The sequence below is a fragment of the Formosa haliotis genome (genome assembly GCF_001685485.1).
In the GTDB taxonomy this organism is placed as follows: domain Bacteria; phylum Bacteroidota; class Bacteroidia; order Flavobacteriales; family Flavobacteriaceae; genus Formosa; species Formosa haliotis.
The window spans coordinates 3,601,016-3,619,159 of record NZ_BDEL01000001.1 but is presented as its reverse complement, the minus strand read 5'-3'; the positions used below and the strand labels follow the sequence as shown (position 1 = coordinate 3,619,159).

18 protein-coding genes and 1 tRNA gene are annotated in these 18,144 nt (G+C 33.7%); 13 read left to right on the top strand and 6 right to left on the bottom strand.

Annotated elements, in window-relative coordinates; genetic code table 11:
• The first annotated feature begins 53 nt into the window (after positions 1 to 53).
• Entirely contained in the window at positions 54 to 797 is a 744-nt protein-coding gene (gene truA / locus A9D35_RS15215; RefSeq protein ID WP_066226160.1) for a tRNA pseudouridine(38-40) synthase TruA, read from the top strand.
• Complete coding sequence (locus tag A9D35_RS15210) at positions 798 to 2,564, top strand: ABC transporter ATP-binding protein (RefSeq protein ID WP_066224527.1); 1,767 nt, start codon at positions 798 to 800, stop codon at positions 2,562 to 2,564.
• Here the strand turns inward: A9D35_RS15210 and A9D35_RS15205 are convergent.
• Genes A9D35_RS15205 through folP form a run of 3 tightly spaced genes read right to left on the bottom strand, consistent with a single transcriptional unit; the run spans position 2,561 to position 4,802 of the window.
• Positions 2,561 to 3,346 (bottom strand): diadenylate cyclase, encoded by a 786-nt coding sequence (locus A9D35_RS15205; protein ID WP_066224525.1) that lies wholly within the window; start codon positions 3,344 to 3,346, stop codon positions 2,561 to 2,563. The two genes, A9D35_RS15210 and A9D35_RS15205, sit on opposite strands and share 4 nt — an antisense overlap.
• Before the next feature lie 36 nt (positions 3,347 to 3,382).
• Positions 3,383 to 4,027 (bottom strand): hypothetical protein, encoded by a 645-nt coding sequence (locus A9D35_RS15200; protein WP_066224523.1) that lies wholly within the window; start codon positions 4,025 to 4,027, stop codon positions 3,383 to 3,385.
• Between the two features lies 1 nt (position 4,028).
• Positions 4,029 to 4,802 carry a dihydropteroate synthase gene (gene folP / locus A9D35_RS15195; protein ID WP_066224521.1) on the bottom strand — a complete coding sequence of 258 codons (774 nt, stop codon included), beginning with the start codon at positions 4,800 to 4,802 and terminating at the stop codon, positions 4,029 to 4,031.
• Positions 4,803 to 4,933: 131 nt separating this feature from the next.
• On the opposite strand from folP, the gene A9D35_RS15190 reads away from it, so the two are divergent.
• The 8 genes from A9D35_RS15190 (at position 4,934) to A9D35_RS15155 (ending at position 11,437) form a co-directional block, all read left to right on the top strand.
• Entirely contained in the window at positions 4,934 to 5,473 is a 540-nt protein-coding gene (locus A9D35_RS15190; RefSeq protein ID WP_066224518.1) for a DUF1599 domain-containing protein, read from the top strand.
• Between the two features lie 34 nt (positions 5,474 to 5,507).
• On the top strand, positions 5,508 to 6,614 hold the full coding sequence (locus A9D35_RS15185) for a BT_3928 family protein (RefSeq protein WP_066224516.1): 1,107 nt from the start codon (positions 5,508 to 5,510) through the stop codon (positions 6,612 to 6,614).
• Between the two features lie 3 nt (positions 6,615 to 6,617).
• A complete protein-coding gene (locus A9D35_RS15180; protein WP_066224514.1) occupies positions 6,618 to 7,694 on the top strand; it encodes an ABC transporter permease in 1,077 nt (358 codons plus the stop codon).
• A 21-nt stretch (positions 7,695 to 7,715) separates the two neighbouring features.
• Positions 7,716 to 8,465: a triose-phosphate isomerase gene (tpiA, locus tag A9D35_RS15175; protein ID WP_066224510.1), complete on the top strand. Its 750-nt coding sequence runs from the start codon at positions 7,716 to 7,718 to the stop codon at positions 8,463 to 8,465.
• A 299-nt stretch (positions 8,466 to 8,764) separates the two neighbouring features.
• On the top strand, positions 8,765 to 9,598 hold the full coding sequence (prmA, locus tag A9D35_RS15170; RefSeq protein WP_066224507.1) for a 50S ribosomal protein L11 methyltransferase: 834 nt from the start codon (positions 8,765 to 8,767) through the stop codon (positions 9,596 to 9,598).
• Positions 9,599 to 9,616: 18 nt separating this feature from the next.
• Entirely contained in the window at positions 9,617 to 9,892 is a 276-nt protein-coding gene (locus A9D35_RS15165) for an ATP-dependent Clp protease adaptor ClpS (RefSeq protein ID WP_066224504.1), read from the top strand.
• A 165-nt stretch (positions 9,893 to 10,057) separates the two neighbouring features.
• A tRNA-Arg gene (locus A9D35_RS15160) sits at positions 10,058 to 10,131 on the top strand.
• A 523-nt stretch (positions 10,132 to 10,654) separates the two neighbouring features.
• On the top strand, positions 10,655 to 11,437 hold the full coding sequence (locus A9D35_RS15155) for a T9SS type A sorting domain-containing protein (RefSeq protein WP_066224502.1): 783 nt from the start codon (positions 10,655 to 10,657) through the stop codon (positions 11,435 to 11,437).
• A 246-nt stretch (positions 11,438 to 11,683) separates the two neighbouring features.
• Here A9D35_RS15155 and A9D35_RS15150 read toward each other — a convergent pair whose 3' ends face one another.
• Positions 11,684 to 12,826: an adenylyltransferase/cytidyltransferase family protein gene (locus A9D35_RS15150; RefSeq protein WP_066224499.1), complete on the bottom strand. Its 1,143-nt coding sequence runs from the start codon at positions 12,824 to 12,826 to the stop codon at positions 11,684 to 11,686.
• Positions 12,827 to 13,006: 180 nt separating this feature from the next.
• On the opposite strand from A9D35_RS15150, the gene A9D35_RS15145 reads away from it, so the two are divergent.
• The 3 genes from A9D35_RS15145 (at position 13,007) to A9D35_RS15135 (ending at position 16,046) form a co-directional block, all read left to right on the top strand.
• The gene (locus A9D35_RS15145) at positions 13,007 to 13,345 is read left to right on the top strand and encodes a hypothetical protein (RefSeq protein WP_066224496.1); all 339 of its coding nucleotides are present in this window, start codon (positions 13,007 to 13,009) and stop codon (positions 13,343 to 13,345) included.
• A 71-nt stretch (positions 13,346 to 13,416) separates the two neighbouring features.
• Positions 13,417 to 13,764 (top strand): hypothetical protein, encoded by a 348-nt coding sequence (locus A9D35_RS15140; protein ID WP_066224493.1) that lies wholly within the window; start codon positions 13,417 to 13,419, stop codon positions 13,762 to 13,764.
• Between the two features lie 56 nt (positions 13,765 to 13,820).
• Entirely contained in the window at positions 13,821 to 16,046 is a 2,226-nt protein-coding gene (locus A9D35_RS15135; RefSeq protein ID WP_066224490.1) for a TonB-dependent receptor, read from the top strand.
• Between the two features lie 161 nt (positions 16,047 to 16,207).
• On the opposite strand, the gene A9D35_RS15130 is transcribed toward A9D35_RS15135, so the two are convergent.
• Together A9D35_RS15130 and A9D35_RS15125 are read right to left on the bottom strand one after the other, a co-directional pair.
• The gene (locus A9D35_RS15130) at positions 16,208 to 16,801 is read right to left on the bottom strand and encodes a hypothetical protein (protein ID WP_066224485.1); all 594 of its coding nucleotides are present in this window, start codon (positions 16,799 to 16,801) and stop codon (positions 16,208 to 16,210) included.
• Positions 16,802 to 16,928: 127 nt separating this feature from the next.
• The gene (locus A9D35_RS15125) at positions 16,929 to 18,023 is read right to left on the bottom strand and encodes a bile acid:sodium symporter family protein (RefSeq protein ID WP_066224482.1); all 1,095 of its coding nucleotides are present in this window, start codon (positions 18,021 to 18,023) and stop codon (positions 16,929 to 16,931) included.
• Positions 18,024 to 18,144 lie beyond the last annotated feature (121 nt).

Below are 18,144 nucleotides of genomic sequence, written 5' to 3'. Positions count from 1 at the left end.
AACTAGTAAAACTAATTATCTTTGTGGCTGCAAAAACAAAAATACGATTATTCTTGAGATATTTTTTAGAACTTTCTTATAACGGAAAAGCCTATCACGGTTGGCAAAATCAACCCAATGCCATTTCTGTACAAGAGGTTATTGAAAAGGCTTTATCGGTAATTTTAAAAGAAAACATTTCCATTATGGGAGCTGGCAGAACCGATACGGGAGTACATGCCAAACAAATGTTTGCGCACTTCGATTTTGATGGCGAATTCGAAGAGCAGACGCTACTTTATAAACTCAATTCGTATTTACCAAAAGACGTGGCTTTACACCGCATTTTTGCGGTTCAACCAGATGCGCACACGCGTTTTAATGCCATAAGCAGAACCTATTTATACCGTATTGCATTACAAAAAAATGTGTTTAATTTTGATGATTCGTATTGGGTAAAACCCACATTACATATTGAAAACATGCAAACCGCAGCAAAACTACTATTGCAGTATAAAGATTTTCAATGCTTTTCTAAAAGTAATACCGATGTAAAAACGTATAATTGTAATATTATGGCTGTAAATTTAGAAACCTTAGATGGCGAATTGCATTTTACAATTACAGCCGATCGCTTTCTTAGAAATATGGTTCGCGCTATAGTAGGGACTCTAATAAACGTAGGTTTAGGGAAACTTGAAGTAGCAGATATACATCGTATAATTTCATCTAAAAACCGAAGTGAAGCCGGGTACTCTGTTCCTGCTCATGGCTTATATTTAACAAAAATTATTTACCCAGAATCGATTTTACTTTAAATGGATAACACAAAAAAAAATAGCATAAACTTTAGTTTGTTTAAACGCCTTCTACAATACATAAAACCTTATAACAAGGTGTTTATAACGGTGTTTTTATCTGTTATTTTACTGGCTATTTTTGGAGCGGTTAGACCTTATATTTTACAACAAGCCATAGATAATAATATTGCCACCAAACAACTCGAGGGCTTTCTACCCTATATTTTAATTATGATTGGGTTATTGGTTTGCGAAGTTGTTTTTCAGTTAATTTTTATTTTTTATTCGGGCTGGTTAGGACAAAGTGTTGTAAAAGATATTCGTGTAAAATTATTTAACCATATGCTTCGTTTTAAAATGAAGTATTACGATAACTCTTCGGTAGGTGTTCTTATAACGCGTTCTGTAACCGATATGGAACGGATTGCTGATATTTTTGGAGAAGGCTTATTTATGATTTTTAGAGATGCCTTAACCATGGTTGTGGTAGCCGGTGTTATGGTGATTATGAATTGGAAATTAAGCATCATCGTATTTTTAATGTTGCCTCTGGTTTTATATGCCACAAGACTTTTTCAGAAGTATATGAAAAAGGCCTTTGAGGAAGTAAGAACCGAAGTCTCTAATTTAAATTCCTTTGTTCAAGAACGTGTAACAGGAATGAAAATTCTACAATTATTTACACGCGAGCAAACCGAGTATAAAAACTTTAAAACCATTAACGAACGCCATAAAAAAGGTTGGTTAAAAACGGTGTGGTACAACTCGATTTTCTTCCCTATTGCCGAATTATCGGCTTCCATCACAATTGGACTTGTAGCATGGTATGGTGGTATTGACGCGGTAATGAGAAACTCCTCGTCGCTAGGAGATTTAACAGCTTTTGTAATGATGATTCCGATGTTATTTAGACCATTAAGACAAATTGCCGATAAGTTTAACACCTTCCAAATGGGTATGGTTGCCGCAACACGTGTTTTTAAAGTGATAGACACTACCTCGCAAATTGACGATTCTGGAACCTTAATTGCCAATCAATTTAAAGGCGATATTTCATTTAAAAAAGTACGCTTTAGTTACGTTGAAAACGAAGTGGTTTTAAAAGATATTTCATTCGAAGTAAAAGCAGGCCAAACCGTTGCTATTGTTGGCGCTACAGGTGCTGGAAAATCGACAATTATAAATTTATTAAACCGTTTTTACGAAATAGACAAAGGTGTAATTGCTATAGATTCTACCGATATTAAAAAGTTTACACTTTCCTCTTTACGCTCTCAAATCGCTGTCGTTTTACAAGACGTATTTTTGTTTGCCGATACCATTTTAAGCAACATCACATTAAATAATCCAAACATTACCGAGGAGCAAGTTATACAAGCGGCTAAGGATATTGGGGTGCATGATTTTATTTCAAGTCTACCTAGCGGATACCAATACAATGTTAAGGAACGTGGTGTTATGTTGTCTTCTGGCCAACGTCAGTTAATTTCATTTTTACGCGCCTATGTAACCAATCCTAGTATTTTGGTTTTAGACGAAGCGACATCGTCTGTAGATTCGTATTCAGAACAGTTAATACAAAATGCTACAGATAAAATAACCAAAGGCAGAACATCTATCGTCATTGCACACCGTTTAGCAACCATTATTAAAGCCGATAAAATTATAGTTATGGATGCTGGTGAAATTGTAGAGCAAGGCACTCACGACGAACTTCTTAAAATTGAAAACGGATTCTATAAAAATTTATACGAAGTTCAATTCTTAAAAGAACTTTCGGCCTAAGCCAAATCGTTTTTAATTAAGGTTGTTAGCTCTTCTATAGAGTCGAACATTATAAATTCGCCATTTTTAAAATAAGAAATTTGCCCAGTTTCTTCACTTACAACTAATGCTAGGGCATCTGTTTTTTCGCAAACCCCAACCGCAGCTCGGTGACGTAATCCAAAACGTTGTGGCAAGTTTTTATCGTTATTTACAGGTAAAATAACACGAGTGGCTTTTACAATGTTATTGGCTATAATTATTGCCCCATCGTGCAACGGACTATTTTTAAAAAAGATACTTTCTATAATAGGCTGTGTTACCGTAATATTCATTTCGTCTCCCGTATGGGCAAGAAAATCGAGATTATTATTACGTTCAAAAACAATTAAAGCTCCGGTATTTGTAGAGGCCATTTTGGTGCAAGCAGAAATTATAACATCAACATTGGTTTCATCGCTACTTTCTGTATGCAAAAATTTAAGCTGATTAAATAAATGACGGCTTTTACTAAAATTGGTAGACCCAATCATTAATAAAAATTTACGGAGTTCTTGCTGAAATACTACAATTAAGGCAAACATTCCTACACTTATAAATCCGCCAAGAATATTACTTAACAACTGCATGTGCAAGGCTTCGGTAATTTTCCAGATAATATAAATTATTACAATACCAATAAAAATATTAATAGCCACTGTACCTTTTACCAATTTGTATACATAGTAAAGCAGCAGGGCAACTAAAAAGACATCTATTATGTCGACTAATGTGAATTTTAAAAGATCTCTAAAGATTTCCAAAGGGCAGTTGTTTTTTGTAAATGTAACACTTTAAGATTAAAATATAAACTCGTTGGTATTGATTAAAATTGAAGAATTTGTAACCGTTAATAACAAATCTTTTATATGCATATACTCTTGAAATGGTAATTGTTTATCTAAATTTAAAATAAATTTATAGTCTTTATCTGGCGTAGAATTTAGTAACGATATAAATTTTTCTGCGGAATAAGTTGTATCCTGAAAACGAATTCCCTCTACGCCCACGGTTACAATATCGGGAGTAATGTTTCCGGCTTTAATATATTGATTTACCGAAGTGTCTGCATGATATATCACATTTGTAAACTCGATAAAACATAAGGTTTTCTTTTCGGGATTAAAGGCTGTAAAATAATTTTTGGCATCTTTATTTTTATGAGAGGCATCGCGCTTTTTGTTTTGCAATCCTATTAAAACAGGAATGGCTTGCTTAAGCGTAAGCCGCTTATCTACATTAACCAACCAATTAGTAGTACTAATTAAATTTTGCTTATTTAAAGAGATACTATCTTCTGCTTCCAGATCGTAAAACAAATAGGCCGGAGACACATCTTTTATATCGAAAATTTTAGAATGCATTATTTCTGAAAGTTGTAATTCTTTCTCGCCACTACAACTTATGCAAACCAAAAATATTAGGAGTAAAAAAAACTGTTTCATATTAGAGATTTAAGGCATTATATAAAGTGACACATTCCATAGCTTCTTTAACATCGTGAACTCTTAAAATAGAAGCGCCTTTTTGAAGACAAAGAGTGTTAATTACAGTGGTTCCATTTAAGGCTTCTTTTGCCGAAGTGTTTAAGGTTTTATAAATCATAGATTTTCTAGAAGCACCCACCAACATAGGTAATTCGGTAATATTTAAGAGCTCTAATTTTCTTAGTAATTCAAAATTTTGCTCTCGCGTTTTAGAAAATCCAAAGCCCGGATCTATTATCATATCCACGATGCCGTGTTGCCTTGCAGAAGCGATACGCTCTGAAAAATAAAACAATAGGTCTTTTAGCAAATCGGTATACTGCGTATGTGTTTGCATGGTTTGCGGTGTACCACGCATATGCATCATAATATAAGGGACTTTTAATTGTCCTACAGTTTCAAGCATTAAATCATCTAATTGTCCTGCCGAAATATCATTAATTATCGCGGCGCCAGCTTCAACACAGGCCTTAGCAATGTTACTTCTAAAAGTATCTATAGACAAGATTAATTCTGGAAATGTCTTCAAAAGCAATTCTACAATTGGCAAAATCCGTTGTAACTCCTCAGCTTCACCAACATGATCGGCATTTGGTCGCGAACTATACGCGCCTACATCAATAAATGTAGCCCCATCTTTTAGCATTTGTTCTACTTGAAATAAAACATCTTTTTCATTTTTATAGTTTCCACCGTCGTAAAACGAATCGGGAGTAAGATTTAAAATCCCCATAACACGAGGGGTTGAAATATCTACGAGTTGGCCGTTGCAATTAATAGTTTTTGTCAAAACAGATATAGAAAAGCTTTAAGTTTGTAATTCAATTAAATTATGCGAAATTTACGGAAAATTCAATTCAATTTATGCAAGATACTTCAAAACAATACGACGCTGTAATAACCATGTGTAGAAGTTTGTTTATCAATAAGATGAAAGATTACGGTTGTGCTTGGCGTATTTTAAGACTGCCTTCGTTAACAGATCAGATTTTTATAAAAGCACAACGTATTCGTGGTTTACAGGAAAATGACGTTCATAAAGTAGATGAAGATGAAGTTTCAGAATTTATTGGTGTGATTAATTATTGTATTATGGCCTTAATTCAACTAGAAAAAGGTGTCGCCAATCAGCCCGACCTAAGCACGATAGAAGCCTCCGATTTATACGACCAAAAAATTGCCCAAACCAAGCAATTAATGCTCGACAAAAATCACGATTATGGCGAAGCGTGGCGTGATATGCGGGTAAGTTCGTTAACCGATTTAATTCTTCAGAAATTACTTCGCGTAAAACAAATAGAAGACAATAAAGGCAAAACATTAGTGAGTGAAGGTATAGATGCCAATTACCAGGATATGATAAACTATTCGGTATTTGCATTAATTCATTTAGACGCAAAATAGATTAAATTAAGAGTATACAAAGTTCCCCCAGTTCATGAAAGTATTAGTAAATATTAGTAGAATTTTCGTTGGTGTATTATTCATTATTTCAGGTTTAATAAAACTTAACGACCCCATAGGTTTTTCATTTAAATTAGAAGAGTACTTTAGCGCTGCCGTGCTTAACTTAACTGCATTAGAGCCTTATGCGCTTATGATTTCGGTAATGGTCGTTATTTTTGAAGTGCTTCTGGGAATTTTTCTGCTCATAGGGTATAAACCAAAATTTACGGTATGGAGCTTACTACTCATGATTATCTTTTTTACGTTTTTAACCTTCTACTCGGCATACTTTAATAAAGTTACTGATTGCGGATGTTTTGGAGACGCCATTAAACTGACGCCTTGGGAATCGTTTACCAAAGATATCGTGCTCTTATTTTTTATCTTAATTCTATTTGCGGGCATGAGACATATAAAACCAATATTTGGCCGATTCGGACTTACAATTGTTGCGCTTTTAGGTTTTATAGCTTGCTTAAGTTTCGGATATCACGTGCTTATGCATTTGCCTGTAAAAGATTTTAGACCCTATAAAATAGGTGCTAATTTATGGGAGAACATGATAGTTCCTGAAGATGCTCCAAAAGCAGATATTGATTATTTATGGACATTTAATGTAAACGGAAAGGAAGAAGTTATTAAAACCAAAGGCTCCTACCCTACTGTTGATGGCGAATTTGTTAGTGTAGACACCGAAGTTATCGACCCAGGATACGAACCTCCAATTCACGATTTTACAATAGAACGTAATGGCGAAGATTTTACCGAGCAAATTTTACACGAAGACCACGTGGTATTATTAGTAGCGTACAATTTAGAAAAATCTGAAAAATTAGGTTTACAAGCGATTAAAAATGTATCGGATAAGGCTCTGGAAAACGGGTATAAAGTTATAGGCTTAACCGCTTCTGGAGATGAAATTCAAAATAAATTAAAAGAAGAATTACATTTTAAATTCGATTTTTATTTTACCGATGAAACCGCTTTAAAAACCATAATACGTTCTAATCCTGGAATTCTTGTTTTAGAAAAAGGAACGGTTACGCAAAAAGTCCATTGGAACGACGTAGACGATTTAAATCTTAACAAAGTGAATTAATCTGTGATACACTACACTCTAAATAAATTGTTTTATGCATTGCTAACATTGTTTGGAGTAGTTACCGTTATCTTTTTTTTATTTAATGTGTTACCTGGCGATCCTGCTCAAATGATGTTAGGGCAGAATGAAGACAGCGAACAACTGGCCATTATTAAACAAAAATATGGCTTCGATAAACCGCTAAGTACACAGTACGGATATTATTTAAACGATTTATCACCGCTCTCTTTTCATTCTTCAAATCCTGAAGATTACACCTATTTACGAGAAGGAAAATACAGTGCTATCACGCTATTTCGTTTAGGCCATACTAACATCGTTTTAAAAAAGCCTTATTTAAGAGAATCGTTTACTAAACAAGGTAAAAAAGTGAGTAGCGTTTTAGCAGAAACCTTGCCAAACACATTCATTTTAGCCGTTTCTGCCATTGTTATTGCCATTATTTTAGGAGTCTTTCTAGGTATTATTTCGGCTTTATATATAGATACCTTTCTCGATAAAAGCATACAGTTTTTAAGCACTATTGGCATGAGTGTCCCGTCGTTTTTTAGTGCTATTTTATTCGCTTGGATTTTTGGATATCTGCTTCATAATGTTACCCATTTAGAAATGACAGGAAGCTTATACGAACTAGACGATTTTGGAGAAGCCATGCATATAAAATGGAAAAACCTAATCCTTCCGGCCATCGTGCTCGGCATACGCCCCTTAGCTGTAGTTATACAATTAATGCGTAATTCGTTGTTAGAAGTTTTTAATCAAGATTTTATAAGAACAGCACGTGCAAAAGGCTTAACCGAATTTCAAATTATAACTAAACACGCTGTAAAAAACGCCTTAAATCCAGTGGTTACAGCAATATCGGGATGGTTTGCATCTATGCTTGCTGGAGCCGTATTTGTAGAGTATGTATTTGGATGGAACGGCTTAGGAAAAGAAATAGTAAATGCTTTAAATACTTTAGATTTACCAGTTATTATGGGATCTGTGCTAATTATTGCGCTGTTATTCATAATAATCAATATTTTTGTAGATATACTATATGCTTGGTTAGATCCGAAAGTAAAACTTCAATAAACTTTTAAAAGATATTATATTATGAGAAAAAACATCGTTGCAGGAAATTGGAAAATGAATAATGATTTAGCACAAACAGAAACGTTGCTAACGGCATTAAAAAACAAAAGCATAACTTCTAATGCCGAAGTTATGATTGCACCAACTTTTACTAATCTTTGGGCATCTTATAATACCCTAAAAAACACTAGTATTGAAGTGATTGCTCAAAACATGCACTTTGCAGAAAGCGGAGCCTATACAGGAGAAGTAAGTGCTAGTATGCTTAAAAGTGTGGGCGTTAAAACTGTAATTTTAGGACATAGCGAACGCCGTGCTTATTTTAACGAAACCGACGAATTATTAGCTAAAAAAGTTGATGCTGCTTTAGCAAACGATATGCGTGTTATATTTTGTTTTGGTGAAGAATTAGCCGACAGAAAAGCCGATAATCATGAAACCGTTGTAGGTAGTCAAATTAAAAATGCCTTATTTCATTTAGATGCTGCTGCATTTAAAAATATAGTTTTAGCCTACGAACCTGTTTGGGCAATTGGTACTGGAGAAACAGCTAGCCCAGAGCAAGCACAAGACATGCATGCTTTTATTAGAAAAACTTTAGCCGACAAATATGGTGCAGACGTTGCAGATAGCGTTTCTATATTATACGGCGGAAGTGTAAAACCAGGAAATGCTCAAGAAATTTTCTCTAAACCAGACGTAGATGGTGGTTTAATTGGAGGTGCTGCTTTAAATGCAGATGATTTCTTTGCGATTGTAAATGCGTTTTAATCTGAAATAAAAAGGTAAAGTTTTATTTAAAAAGAGACTGTCTAAAGAAATTGAATTTTCGTCAACCTGAACTTGATTCAGGTTCTCACATATTTGTTTATCCATGTGAAAAAATTCTGAAATAAATTCAGAATGACGGATTTTAATACTTTTAGAGAGTCTCTTTTTTTATGTTCTATTTTCAGCAGATATAAACCATTCCACACGCCATCAACAAGAATTCAACTTTTGAATTCCTAATTTTGATACAAATTCAATCGTATCTGCGATATACTTAGTAAATTTGACAAAAAAATAAGATGGCCGAAATATATATAGGATACGAGTTTAAGGTATCTCCTTTACAACCTGGAGTAGAAATATTAATCGCAGAACTTGGCTATGCTGGTTTTGAAAGTTTTGTTGAAACCGAAATGGGTGTCACCGCCTATATCCAAAAAGCAGAATGGAACGCCAATATTCTTGAAGACATTCAAATTTTAGATTCAGATGAGTTTGAAATCACCTATACTTTTGAAGATATAGAACAAACCAATTGGAATGAAGAATGGGAAAAGAATTTTAACCCGATAGTTGTAGATGATATTTGTGCCGTACGGGCACCATTTCATAATAAATTCGATACGCTTTTCGATATTGTTATCGAGCCTAAAATGAGTTTTGGTACTGGACATCACGAAACCACTCACATGATGATTCAACATATATTAAATGCTAACCTTGAAGGTAAATCGGTGTTAGATATGGGATGTGGTACTGGAGTTTTAGCCATTTTAGCAGAAATGAAAGGTGCAAAACCAATAGATGCTATAGATATCGACAATTGGTGCTATTTAAACAGTATAGAAAATGTAGAACGTAACAATTGTACAAACATCACGGTTTACGAGGGAGATGCTAGTTTATTAGAAGGAAAATCTTACGATGTTATTATTGCTAACATTAACCGTAACATTTTATTAAACGACATAAAAACCTATGCGTCATGCCTTAATGAAAACGGCAGCTTATTTTTAAGCGGATTTTATAATGGAGATATTCCTACAATTGAAGCAGAATGCAACAAAAATATGTTAAAACTAAGCGAAAAACTAGAACGAAATAATTGGGTTGCATTAAAATTTTTAAATTAGTAACAAAAACTATTAGAAATGAGTACTAAGGAAGAAGTATTAGAGGAAGTTCTCGTTGAAACGGTCACAAAAAAGGAAAATGAAATTGTGTTATATAATGACGAAGTTAATACCTTCGACCATGTAATAGATACACTTATTTATGCTTGCGACCATACTGCAGAACAAGCTGAACAATGTTCTATAATTGTTCATTATAAAGGAAAATGCACAGTTAAAACAGGTCCGTATAAAGAATTAGAGCCGCGTTGTACGATGTTATTAGAAGCTGGTTTGAGTGCAGAAATTGTATAACAACACACCAATTAAACTGATTGTTAACGCGTTAAACACCATCTTTTCCAACAGAACAATACCCCTTGTTTTTTAACGATTTTATAGGGACAAAAAAAATAAAAAAAGACCTGCGAATAATTTGGTACGTATTAATATATCTCATATATTTGCACCCACAAAAAAGGCCTCGTGGCGCAACTGAATAGCGCACTTGATTACGGCTCAAGAGGTTACAGGTTTGAATCCTGTCGAGGTCACTACTGTTTATAAGGGTTTCAAGAAATTGAAACCCTTTTTTTATTTCCGTTTGCAGAAAAACTAGCATTTAGCTCTTAAGTTTTCTTTTTAATTTATCCTTAAGGATTTTTTCTCTGCTACAAAATAGAACTTAGAGGGAAAATTATTTCCTCTAATCTAATTTTAAAGCTATTTAAGAGATGTTTCTTAAAAAAAATACACCTTTTCTTTTTAGTAAATAATCTACCTATTCTACTTGTAATTAAAAATGTGCTATCCTTTTATTTCCTCCATTACGGGTAGCCGTAAAGGAAATACAAAATGAAGTATTACTTTCGTGTCTTAAAAAAATTATGAAATAAAAAAAACACCATAGTTCACTTATTATAAATAAACTATAATAAGCTCTTTAAATAGTAATTTAATTATTCTTTAGGAAATATAAAAAAGCACTAATAAAGCCTAAAACAATTATTTTTCCGTAATAATATCTAAACCTAATTCAACATCAATAAATACTATAAATTCATAAAAATCTTTAATATGCTAAAAATTACTACCACTGTATTTGCTTTACTAATTTCATCTCTTTCTTTTGCACAACTAACCCTTGAACACACATATGAAATTGGGGGAAACATTCACGACACTAATGAAGGTTATTTTAAAACTGAAGATAAAGCTTTTCATTATACATATGACACTGCTACAGATTATGTTCTTAAAATATATAATGAAGATCATACTCTTTATAAAACAATCACATTACCTATTGACCCTAGTTATGAACTTATATGGATTGACATGTTTACCGACAAATTATTCAACTCTAACGACTTGATTGAATTTATTGTTAGAATCAAATTAAACAGTACAGAAAACAAACTACTTTTATTTAATGAAAACGCAGAGCTATTAATGGATTTTGGAAATAGAGAGGATGCAAAAATAATTAAAGGACTAAATAACAACTATAAATTATTTGTTTATCATGATGCTTTTTATGAGTACAATAGAGAGTATACCATTAAAGATGTGTACAATATCGAAGCAGGTACTTTATCTAACGAACAGCTTGACTTAATAACTCGAAAAACAGCATTGTCATATCCTAATCCTGCCTCAGCAAATATAAATATTGCTAATTCTTTAGGTAGTCAAATTTTTGGTACTTTAAAAATTTATAATACTACTGGAGCAATTGTTATAGAAAAAGAAGTTAAAAACACAGATGGAGAATATCTTAAAATTGATATTTCAAACTTAGCAAATGGCACATATATATCTAAACTTAATGGAGTAAGTAAACGCTTTATTAAGAAGTAAAATTTAATATTCTTTAATTTATAAGGTAATGAAACATGTTTTGTTTTGTTACCTTTTTTATTTTCCATACTTTGAATAACATTCGATCACTTCCTTTAACTTTATCCATTATTTATCACAACAAGACTTGTTCCTTCACCATCATTACACTGATAACAAATGAGTTACACCAAATAAATCATCTATTTACGCCTTACACTTAAGTAATTCGCTTAAATATACAATTTCAATTAGCAATAATTCCTTTTACAAATCCCAACGTCTAATTTTAATCTTCATGGTATTCTTAATAGGCTTATCAGACACCAATATTAAATAGCCTCCTCCACCAGCTCCTGATAATTTCCATGCAATTGCCGTGTCTTTATATTGATCTATCACAGCTTGAATATCGTTAGTTAACATATTCGGAAACATGCTTGTTTGCGCATCGAAAGATTCAGAAAAACCTTCTCCAAACATTTTTAAGTCACGATTCATAATACCGTTCCAACATTTATCTGAAGCTTGAGTTAGTTTTGTAATGGCTTCTTTAGTAATCTGTGTGTCTGTCAATAAATCTGTACCTTCTGGACGCGGCCACAGGGTTACCATATAAAGATGCGATTCCAACCAATCTAAAATTGTTTCATCGTAAACTTTCTCGATGGTTTCTGGCCAATAATCTCCATTATAGTAATGCCGTGTTAATCCGGGAACACATATTCCAATGGCATCTTGAGCCCCCGAAACAAGAGTATTACCAGGTCTGTTTTCGTATCGAAATAATATTTCGGCTAATTTTTCCGGTTTCTCTAAAGGTAACTGATAAGGCCAAATAGTCTTTGCCGCATTTCTAGTAGACGTAGACATGCCACTACGTTCGTTATATTCTAAAATAGGTTCTAAAGAAATTGTAATGGCCCAACCCGGTAGGATTTTTGAAAGATCAGGCTGATCGATCCAAGTTCCTGCTAAATCCAGTCGATAAGGTAACTGACTTCCAACTCCACCTCTAATTTGGGTAGTTGAACGTGCTGGCAATCCTGCTTCAGGAATTCTGGCTAAAACAATGTACTTTATGCCTAAAGTTTCACACAATTTTTCTTTCGCGAATGAATGTCCGTCTTCATTAACCAAACAAATATCCGGTTTTAAATCCTTAATATCCATTTCAAAATCTAAGATTCCGTTTCCTCGATTAATAAATGCATCTGTTACATAACGAATTGACTTAACCATATATAAGCGTTCCTGCTCCGAATTAATAGTGTGTCTTGCTTTAAGATCCATGATCGTATTATCAGACCCTAAACCAACATATAAATCGCCATAGGTAGAAGCTTCTTTAAAAAAAGCGACGTGACCACTATGCAACATATCAAAACAACCAGAAACAAAAACTTTCATGACCTTAAATTAAATGGATTAAAGCTTCAAAAATACTATTTATAATTCTTAAAATTGCTTTGAGCGCCTAAAAGTTAGGTTCAATTTCTTTGAGTATAAAAAATCCTAAAGTCGTCTTATCAAGGTATTTTCGCAACCCTTAAAAAAGTAAAAAGATTTTTATTAAATTTACAACCATTAATGAAATTAGTAGCCTACATATTAACCCTTTTGGTATTCTGCCTTTCTGTTAAATCGGGAATAGGTTCTACATCGCTTGTTGCAAATGCAGAGAAGCCGTGCTGTTCTGTAAGCAACCACAATTTAACTCCCGAAACTAAAAACACTGAAGATCATTCCGAGAATACCGAAACGTGCAACCCGTTTCAGGCGTGTTGTTCTTGTTTATTAATTTGTATAAGCTCGCCTTTTTTACCAGCACCACAAATCGATATTTCGACAGAACAATATTTTAATTATCAATCTTTTTTAGCATCACAATTTATTTCTGATTTTTGGCAACCGCCACAATTTGTATAATTATTCTATCTACATTAAAAAGTACCTAACTTAGGGTTTTCAATTTATTATACAATTCAAAATCAGAACACATGAAATTATCACATATTTTCGCATTGGCTATTACTATGATGTTAGCCTCTACTACAGCAACTTTCGCACAATCAAATGCTACACAAGCACAAACTACTGCTAATATTAAAAACATAACAACTAAAGTTAAGGGAATTACCTGTGCAAATGACTTAAAAACAATAGCTGCCAACGTTGAAAAACTAGAAGGCGTTACCACATGTACTGCAGGTAAAACTGGCCCTACAACTGCGTTTGATATTGCGTATAACCCAGAACTTGTTACAGAAGAAGATATTTTTTCTGCCATTCAGAATACTCCAGGTTGTGAAAATCCTGACGACAGACCTTACAAAGTAAAACAGTAATCAGCGTTTTTAAAGCGTCCTTTTAGTTCGCTTAAATTTTTACAACTTAGTTAACAATGAAAAACTACATATTCATTGTTGGTTTGCTATTCCCGTATGTTTTGTTCGCTCAAAATATAACAGGAAAAGTAATCAACGATACTAATGAGCCGCTTGTTGGTGCAAGTGTTTATTGGGCAAATACAACAACCGGAACAACCACCGATATTAATGGTGAATTTAGTTTAAGTACAAAAAGCACATCAACATCTGTACTTGTTGCAAGTTATGTTGGCCACACTTCAGACACCCTAAAAGTAACAAATCAGACCTTTGTGAACTTTACATTAAAGGCTTCAAAATCACTAAATGAAGTAGTTATAAAAGGCCAGCGAGACGGCGTGCTCATTTCTAATTTAAATCCTATAAAAACGGAGCATATTACGCAAACCGAATTAGGTAAGGCGGCCTGTTGCGATTTAGCAGGGTGTTTTGAAACGCAAACCACCGTGCAGCCACAAACCACAAATGTTATTACAAACTCTAAAGAACTACGAATTCTAGGGCTTTCTGGTGTATATAACCAAGTGCTAATAGATGGTTTTCCTATGATACAAGGTTTAACCTACACTTACGGCATAAGTAGTATTCCTGGAACTTTAGTAGATAATATTTTTATTTCGAAAGGTGCCAATAGCGTGCTACAAGGTTTTGAAAGCATAAGCGGACAAATAAATGTTGAAACCAAAGACCCGACAAATACAGATAAACTCTTGCTAAACGCCTATATAAATAGTTTTTCGGAAAAACATTTTAATGCTAATTATGCGTTTAAAAAAGGAAAATGGAGTAATCTTACAGCGGTTCATACCGTACAACCGGCCAATGCTTTCGACAAAGATGAAGATACATTTTTAGACTTGCCAAAGCTAACGCGCTATATGGTATATAATAAATTAAACTACGGAAATGAAGCCCATTGGGGATGGCACAGTAAAGTAACGGTACGCTATGTAAACGAACAGCGTATAGGCGGGCAAACCAATTTTAATGCCGATACAGATCAAGGGAGTAACACGGTTTACGGTCAGACGGTAAACATTAATCAACCAGAAATTTGGACGAAGACAGGCTTGCGCTTAAACGACCAACATCATTTTGTTCTTTATGCCTCAAGCTTTTATCAAGACCAGAAATCTTATTTTGGAACAGTAAAATATGATGCCAACCAAACCAACTTTTATGCTAACCTTCAATATGAATTAAATTACGGGAATCATGCCTTAAAAACAGGACTGAGTTTCCGTCATTTAGATATAGATGAAGACATAGCATTTACAGATAATACGCTGCAACGTACTTATGACGGAGATTATTTTAGAAACGAAAACATTATTGGTGCTTTTGCAGAAAACACGATGAGTTTACTGAATGATAAACTGACTTGGATTCTAGGGATTCGTTTAGACAACCATAACCAATTTGGAACTCAAGTAACACCAAGAACACTTCTAAAATACGACCTTACACCAAGCACCATTATAAGGGCAAATATCGGTACCGGGTGGCGTACGGTAAACCTATTTAGCGAAAACATTGGTTTATTAGCTAGCTCTAGAGATATTATTTTTGAAGAACAGTTGCAACCGGAAAAAGCCTTGAATATGGGAATAAATATTACCCAGAAATTCGACACCGATAATATGTCTGGTTTTATAAGTGCCGATTACTATAGAACAAGCTTTAAAAATCAGATATTTCCCGATTACGACACAGATCCTACTAAAGCCTATATTTCAAATTTTACAGGAACTAGTAGAAGTAATGTTTTTCAGACAGAGGTGTATTTAAATTTTTGGCAACAGTTAGAATTTAAAACGGGCTACAGTTTTCTTGATGTATATCGGGTTATAGACAACCAAAAAGAACAGTTACCTTTTAATCCGAAGCACAAAGTAGTAACATCTTTAGGTTATAAACCTTTATCGAATAAGTTTAGGATAGATTTGAATTTTCATTGGTACGGAGAACAGCGTTTACCAAATACCCAAAGTAATCCAATAGAATTTCAAAGGCCAGATTTTTCTGAAACCTATATGCTAGTAAACACTCAGTTTACGTATAATTTAAACAAGTTTGAATTGTATGCCGGCTGCGAAAATATTTTCGATTTTAGACAAGAACAACCTATTATTAGCTGGCAAGATCCTTTTGGTCCCTATTTCGACACCAGTTCTGTTTGGGGACCAACTCGTGGTAGAGAATTATATATAGGAATGCGCTTTAAAATACCAAGCAAGTAAAGCATTTTAGTTTAGAGAAATTGCCCATGGTTTTATTTAGGAAGTATCCGTTTTTGGCAGCCAGGATTTCACGAAGGAAAATCAGAAGTTCATAAAAAGACGCAAGACTTTAGGCAAGAAATAAAGTAGCATTTTTTATAAATGGCGTTGGAAGAAGTTTATTATTTTAGATTTTCACGTAATTGGAATTTTTCATTAACTAGCTTTGATCTTTTCTCGCCTATTGGTTCATGTTTTAATTCTGTCTCAATTTCAATGTATTTATTAGCAAAAACATAAAATGTTTTCGTTGTTGTAAAGTCAGTCAGCCAATTAGCGAAATCACTCAGTTCTTCCTGGTTTTTCGAATATTCTAAATTTTCTACTAGGCTTGTGTATTCCCAATTTGAACTTTCAGATCTGTCGAAATGTAGCATTTCATTTTCTAAAAAAATGTCAATTAAATAAGTATTAGAGTAAAATGTTTCTAAAGCTTTTTTCTCAGCAAGTTTAATTTTTTTCTTCTTGAAAAGCGTAATTGTCCATTCAAAGAGAAATATTGGAAATCCGGAGTCCTCAGGAAAATTTTTGTCGAACCAATTAAAATATCTCAAAGCTCCTGAATAATCGTTTAGTTTTAAATACAATTCTGGAGGTAAATATCTAAGTCCTCTACCGTCATGGTAAAATCCTCCCCAATGTTTTTTATCTGCAGCAAGTTCACGTTTGATTTTCTTTATTTTATTTTGAATTCTTTCGACTTGCTTTGGTGTCATTTTTCAGTTATTTTTAATTATATCTCAACATGGTTTATCAAAGACAAACTATGCATAAAACTAGATTAAAGATGTAGAATTAAATAGCTATCAAAAATTCTCTGCCCCTACCTTAAATGCCAACAAATTAATCGGATTTAGAATCTAACGGTGGCTTTTTATGCCAATACGAAGCCAGAATCGATCCTGTCACGTTCATTAAAGGTCCAAAAACGGCCGGCGCTAATCCCATAGTTCCTATTTTTCCTAACGAATTTGCTATACCAGAAGCCAATCCTCCATTTTGCATCCCAACTTCTATAGCAATCGTTCTTGAGTCTTGCTCACTCAATTTCAATAATCGACCATACCAATAGCCTAAAAAGTATCCGAATACATTATGAATCAAAACTAAACCCAATAATAGTCCACCAATATCTAAAAGATTATCTCGTCCGGCAGCAGTTATAATCACAATGATTAACCCAATTCCCAACATAGATATAGTTGGTAATATTTTCTTCAGAATATCAATTTTATGATTAAATAAATGATTTACTAATAATCCAGCTCCAATAGGTATAATAATCATCTTCACTATACTCCACATCATGGTAAGCACGTCTATTTCAACAAATTGACCGGCAAAAAATTTCATTAATAACGGAGTTACAAAAGGCGCCATGAGCGTAGCAATAGAAGTTATGGTAATAGAAAGCGCTAAATTAGCTTTTGCTAAATACGCCATAACATTGGAGGCCACACCACTTGGAGAAGAACCTACAAGTACAATTCCTGCAGCAATTTCTGGAGGAAATCCGCTTATGTTTGCTAAAAAGTATCCCATAATTGGCATAATTCCTAGTTGTGCTGTTACCCCTACAAAAACACCTTTAGGAGATTTAATAACGGCTCCAAAATCCTTAACACTCATAGAGGTTCCCATACCAAACATAATAACCTGGATGAGTGGTATTATAAGTACGGTTAATTCGACATTGCCAACCCTTAAAAAATATTCGGGATAATACAAAGCCAAGGTAACTCCTGCAAAAACCATAGCAGTAAACACAAAACCGCTTAACGCATTATAGCCTTTAAACCCTATTGCGAGTACACAGAAAAACAAAACCATTAACGGACCTGCCTGTTGTAAATTTCCACTTAAAATATAAACTAAATTGACTATAAAAAGAACCAGTGCTAAACCTAAAGCAACGGAGTGTATATTGACTTTCTTCATTGAAATTGTAGATATAATATTTGAACAGGCTTATAAAAGTTGTAAACCACATTTATTAATGGAGATTACACTTAAAAAGGCCTAGATTCTCAAAGTTATTGAAATCGCACAAAATATCAAT

Excerpts from the sequence above, each read along its gene's own strand:
- A9D35_RS15210 (WP_066224527.1), top strand. The coding sequence starts at position 798 with ATGGATAACACAAAAAAAAATAGCATAAACTTTAGTTTGTTTAAACGC.
- A9D35_RS15200 (WP_066224523.1), bottom strand. The coding sequence starts at position 4,027 with ATGAAACAGTTTTTTTTACTCCTAATATTTTTGGTTTGCATAAGTTGT.
- folP (WP_066224521.1), bottom strand. The coding sequence starts at position 4,802 with ATGGGGATTTTAAATCTTACTCCCGATTCGTTTTACGACGGTGGAAAC.
- A9D35_RS15190 (WP_066224518.1), top strand. The coding sequence starts at position 4,934 with ATGCAAGATACTTCAAAACAATACGACGCTGTAATAACCATGTGTAGA.
- A9D35_RS15185 (WP_066224516.1), top strand. The coding sequence starts at position 5,508 with ATGAAAGTATTAGTAAATATTAGTAGAATTTTCGTTGGTGTATTATTC.
- tpiA (WP_066224510.1), top strand. The coding sequence starts at position 7,716 with ATGAGAAAAAACATCGTTGCAGGAAATTGGAAAATGAATAATGATTTA.
- prmA (WP_066224507.1), top strand. The coding sequence starts at position 8,765 with ATGGCCGAAATATATATAGGATACGAGTTTAAGGTATCTCCTTTACAA.
- A9D35_RS15165 (WP_066224504.1), top strand. The coding sequence starts at position 9,617 with ATGAGTACTAAGGAAGAAGTATTAGAGGAAGTTCTCGTTGAAACGGTC.
- A9D35_RS15155 (WP_066224502.1), top strand. The coding sequence starts at position 10,655 with ATGCTAAAAATTACTACCACTGTATTTGCTTTACTAATTTCATCTCTT.
- A9D35_RS15150 (WP_066224499.1), bottom strand. The coding sequence starts at position 12,826 with ATGAAAGTTTTTGTTTCTGGTTGTTTTGATATGTTGCATAGTGGTCAC.
- A9D35_RS15145 (WP_066224496.1), top strand. The coding sequence starts at position 13,007 with ATGAAATTAGTAGCCTACATATTAACCCTTTTGGTATTCTGCCTTTCT.
- A9D35_RS15140 (WP_066224493.1), top strand. The coding sequence starts at position 13,417 with ATGAAATTATCACATATTTTCGCATTGGCTATTACTATGATGTTAGCC.
- A9D35_RS15135 (WP_066224490.1), top strand. The coding sequence starts at position 13,821 with ATGAAAAACTACATATTCATTGTTGGTTTGCTATTCCCGTATGTTTTG.
- A9D35_RS15130 (WP_066224485.1), bottom strand. The coding sequence starts at position 16,801 with ATGACACCAAAGCAAGTCGAAAGAATTCAAAATAAAATAAAGAAAATC.
- A9D35_RS15125 (WP_066224482.1), bottom strand. The coding sequence starts at position 18,023 with ATGAAGAAAGTCAATATACACTCCGTTGCTTTAGGTTTAGCACTGGTT.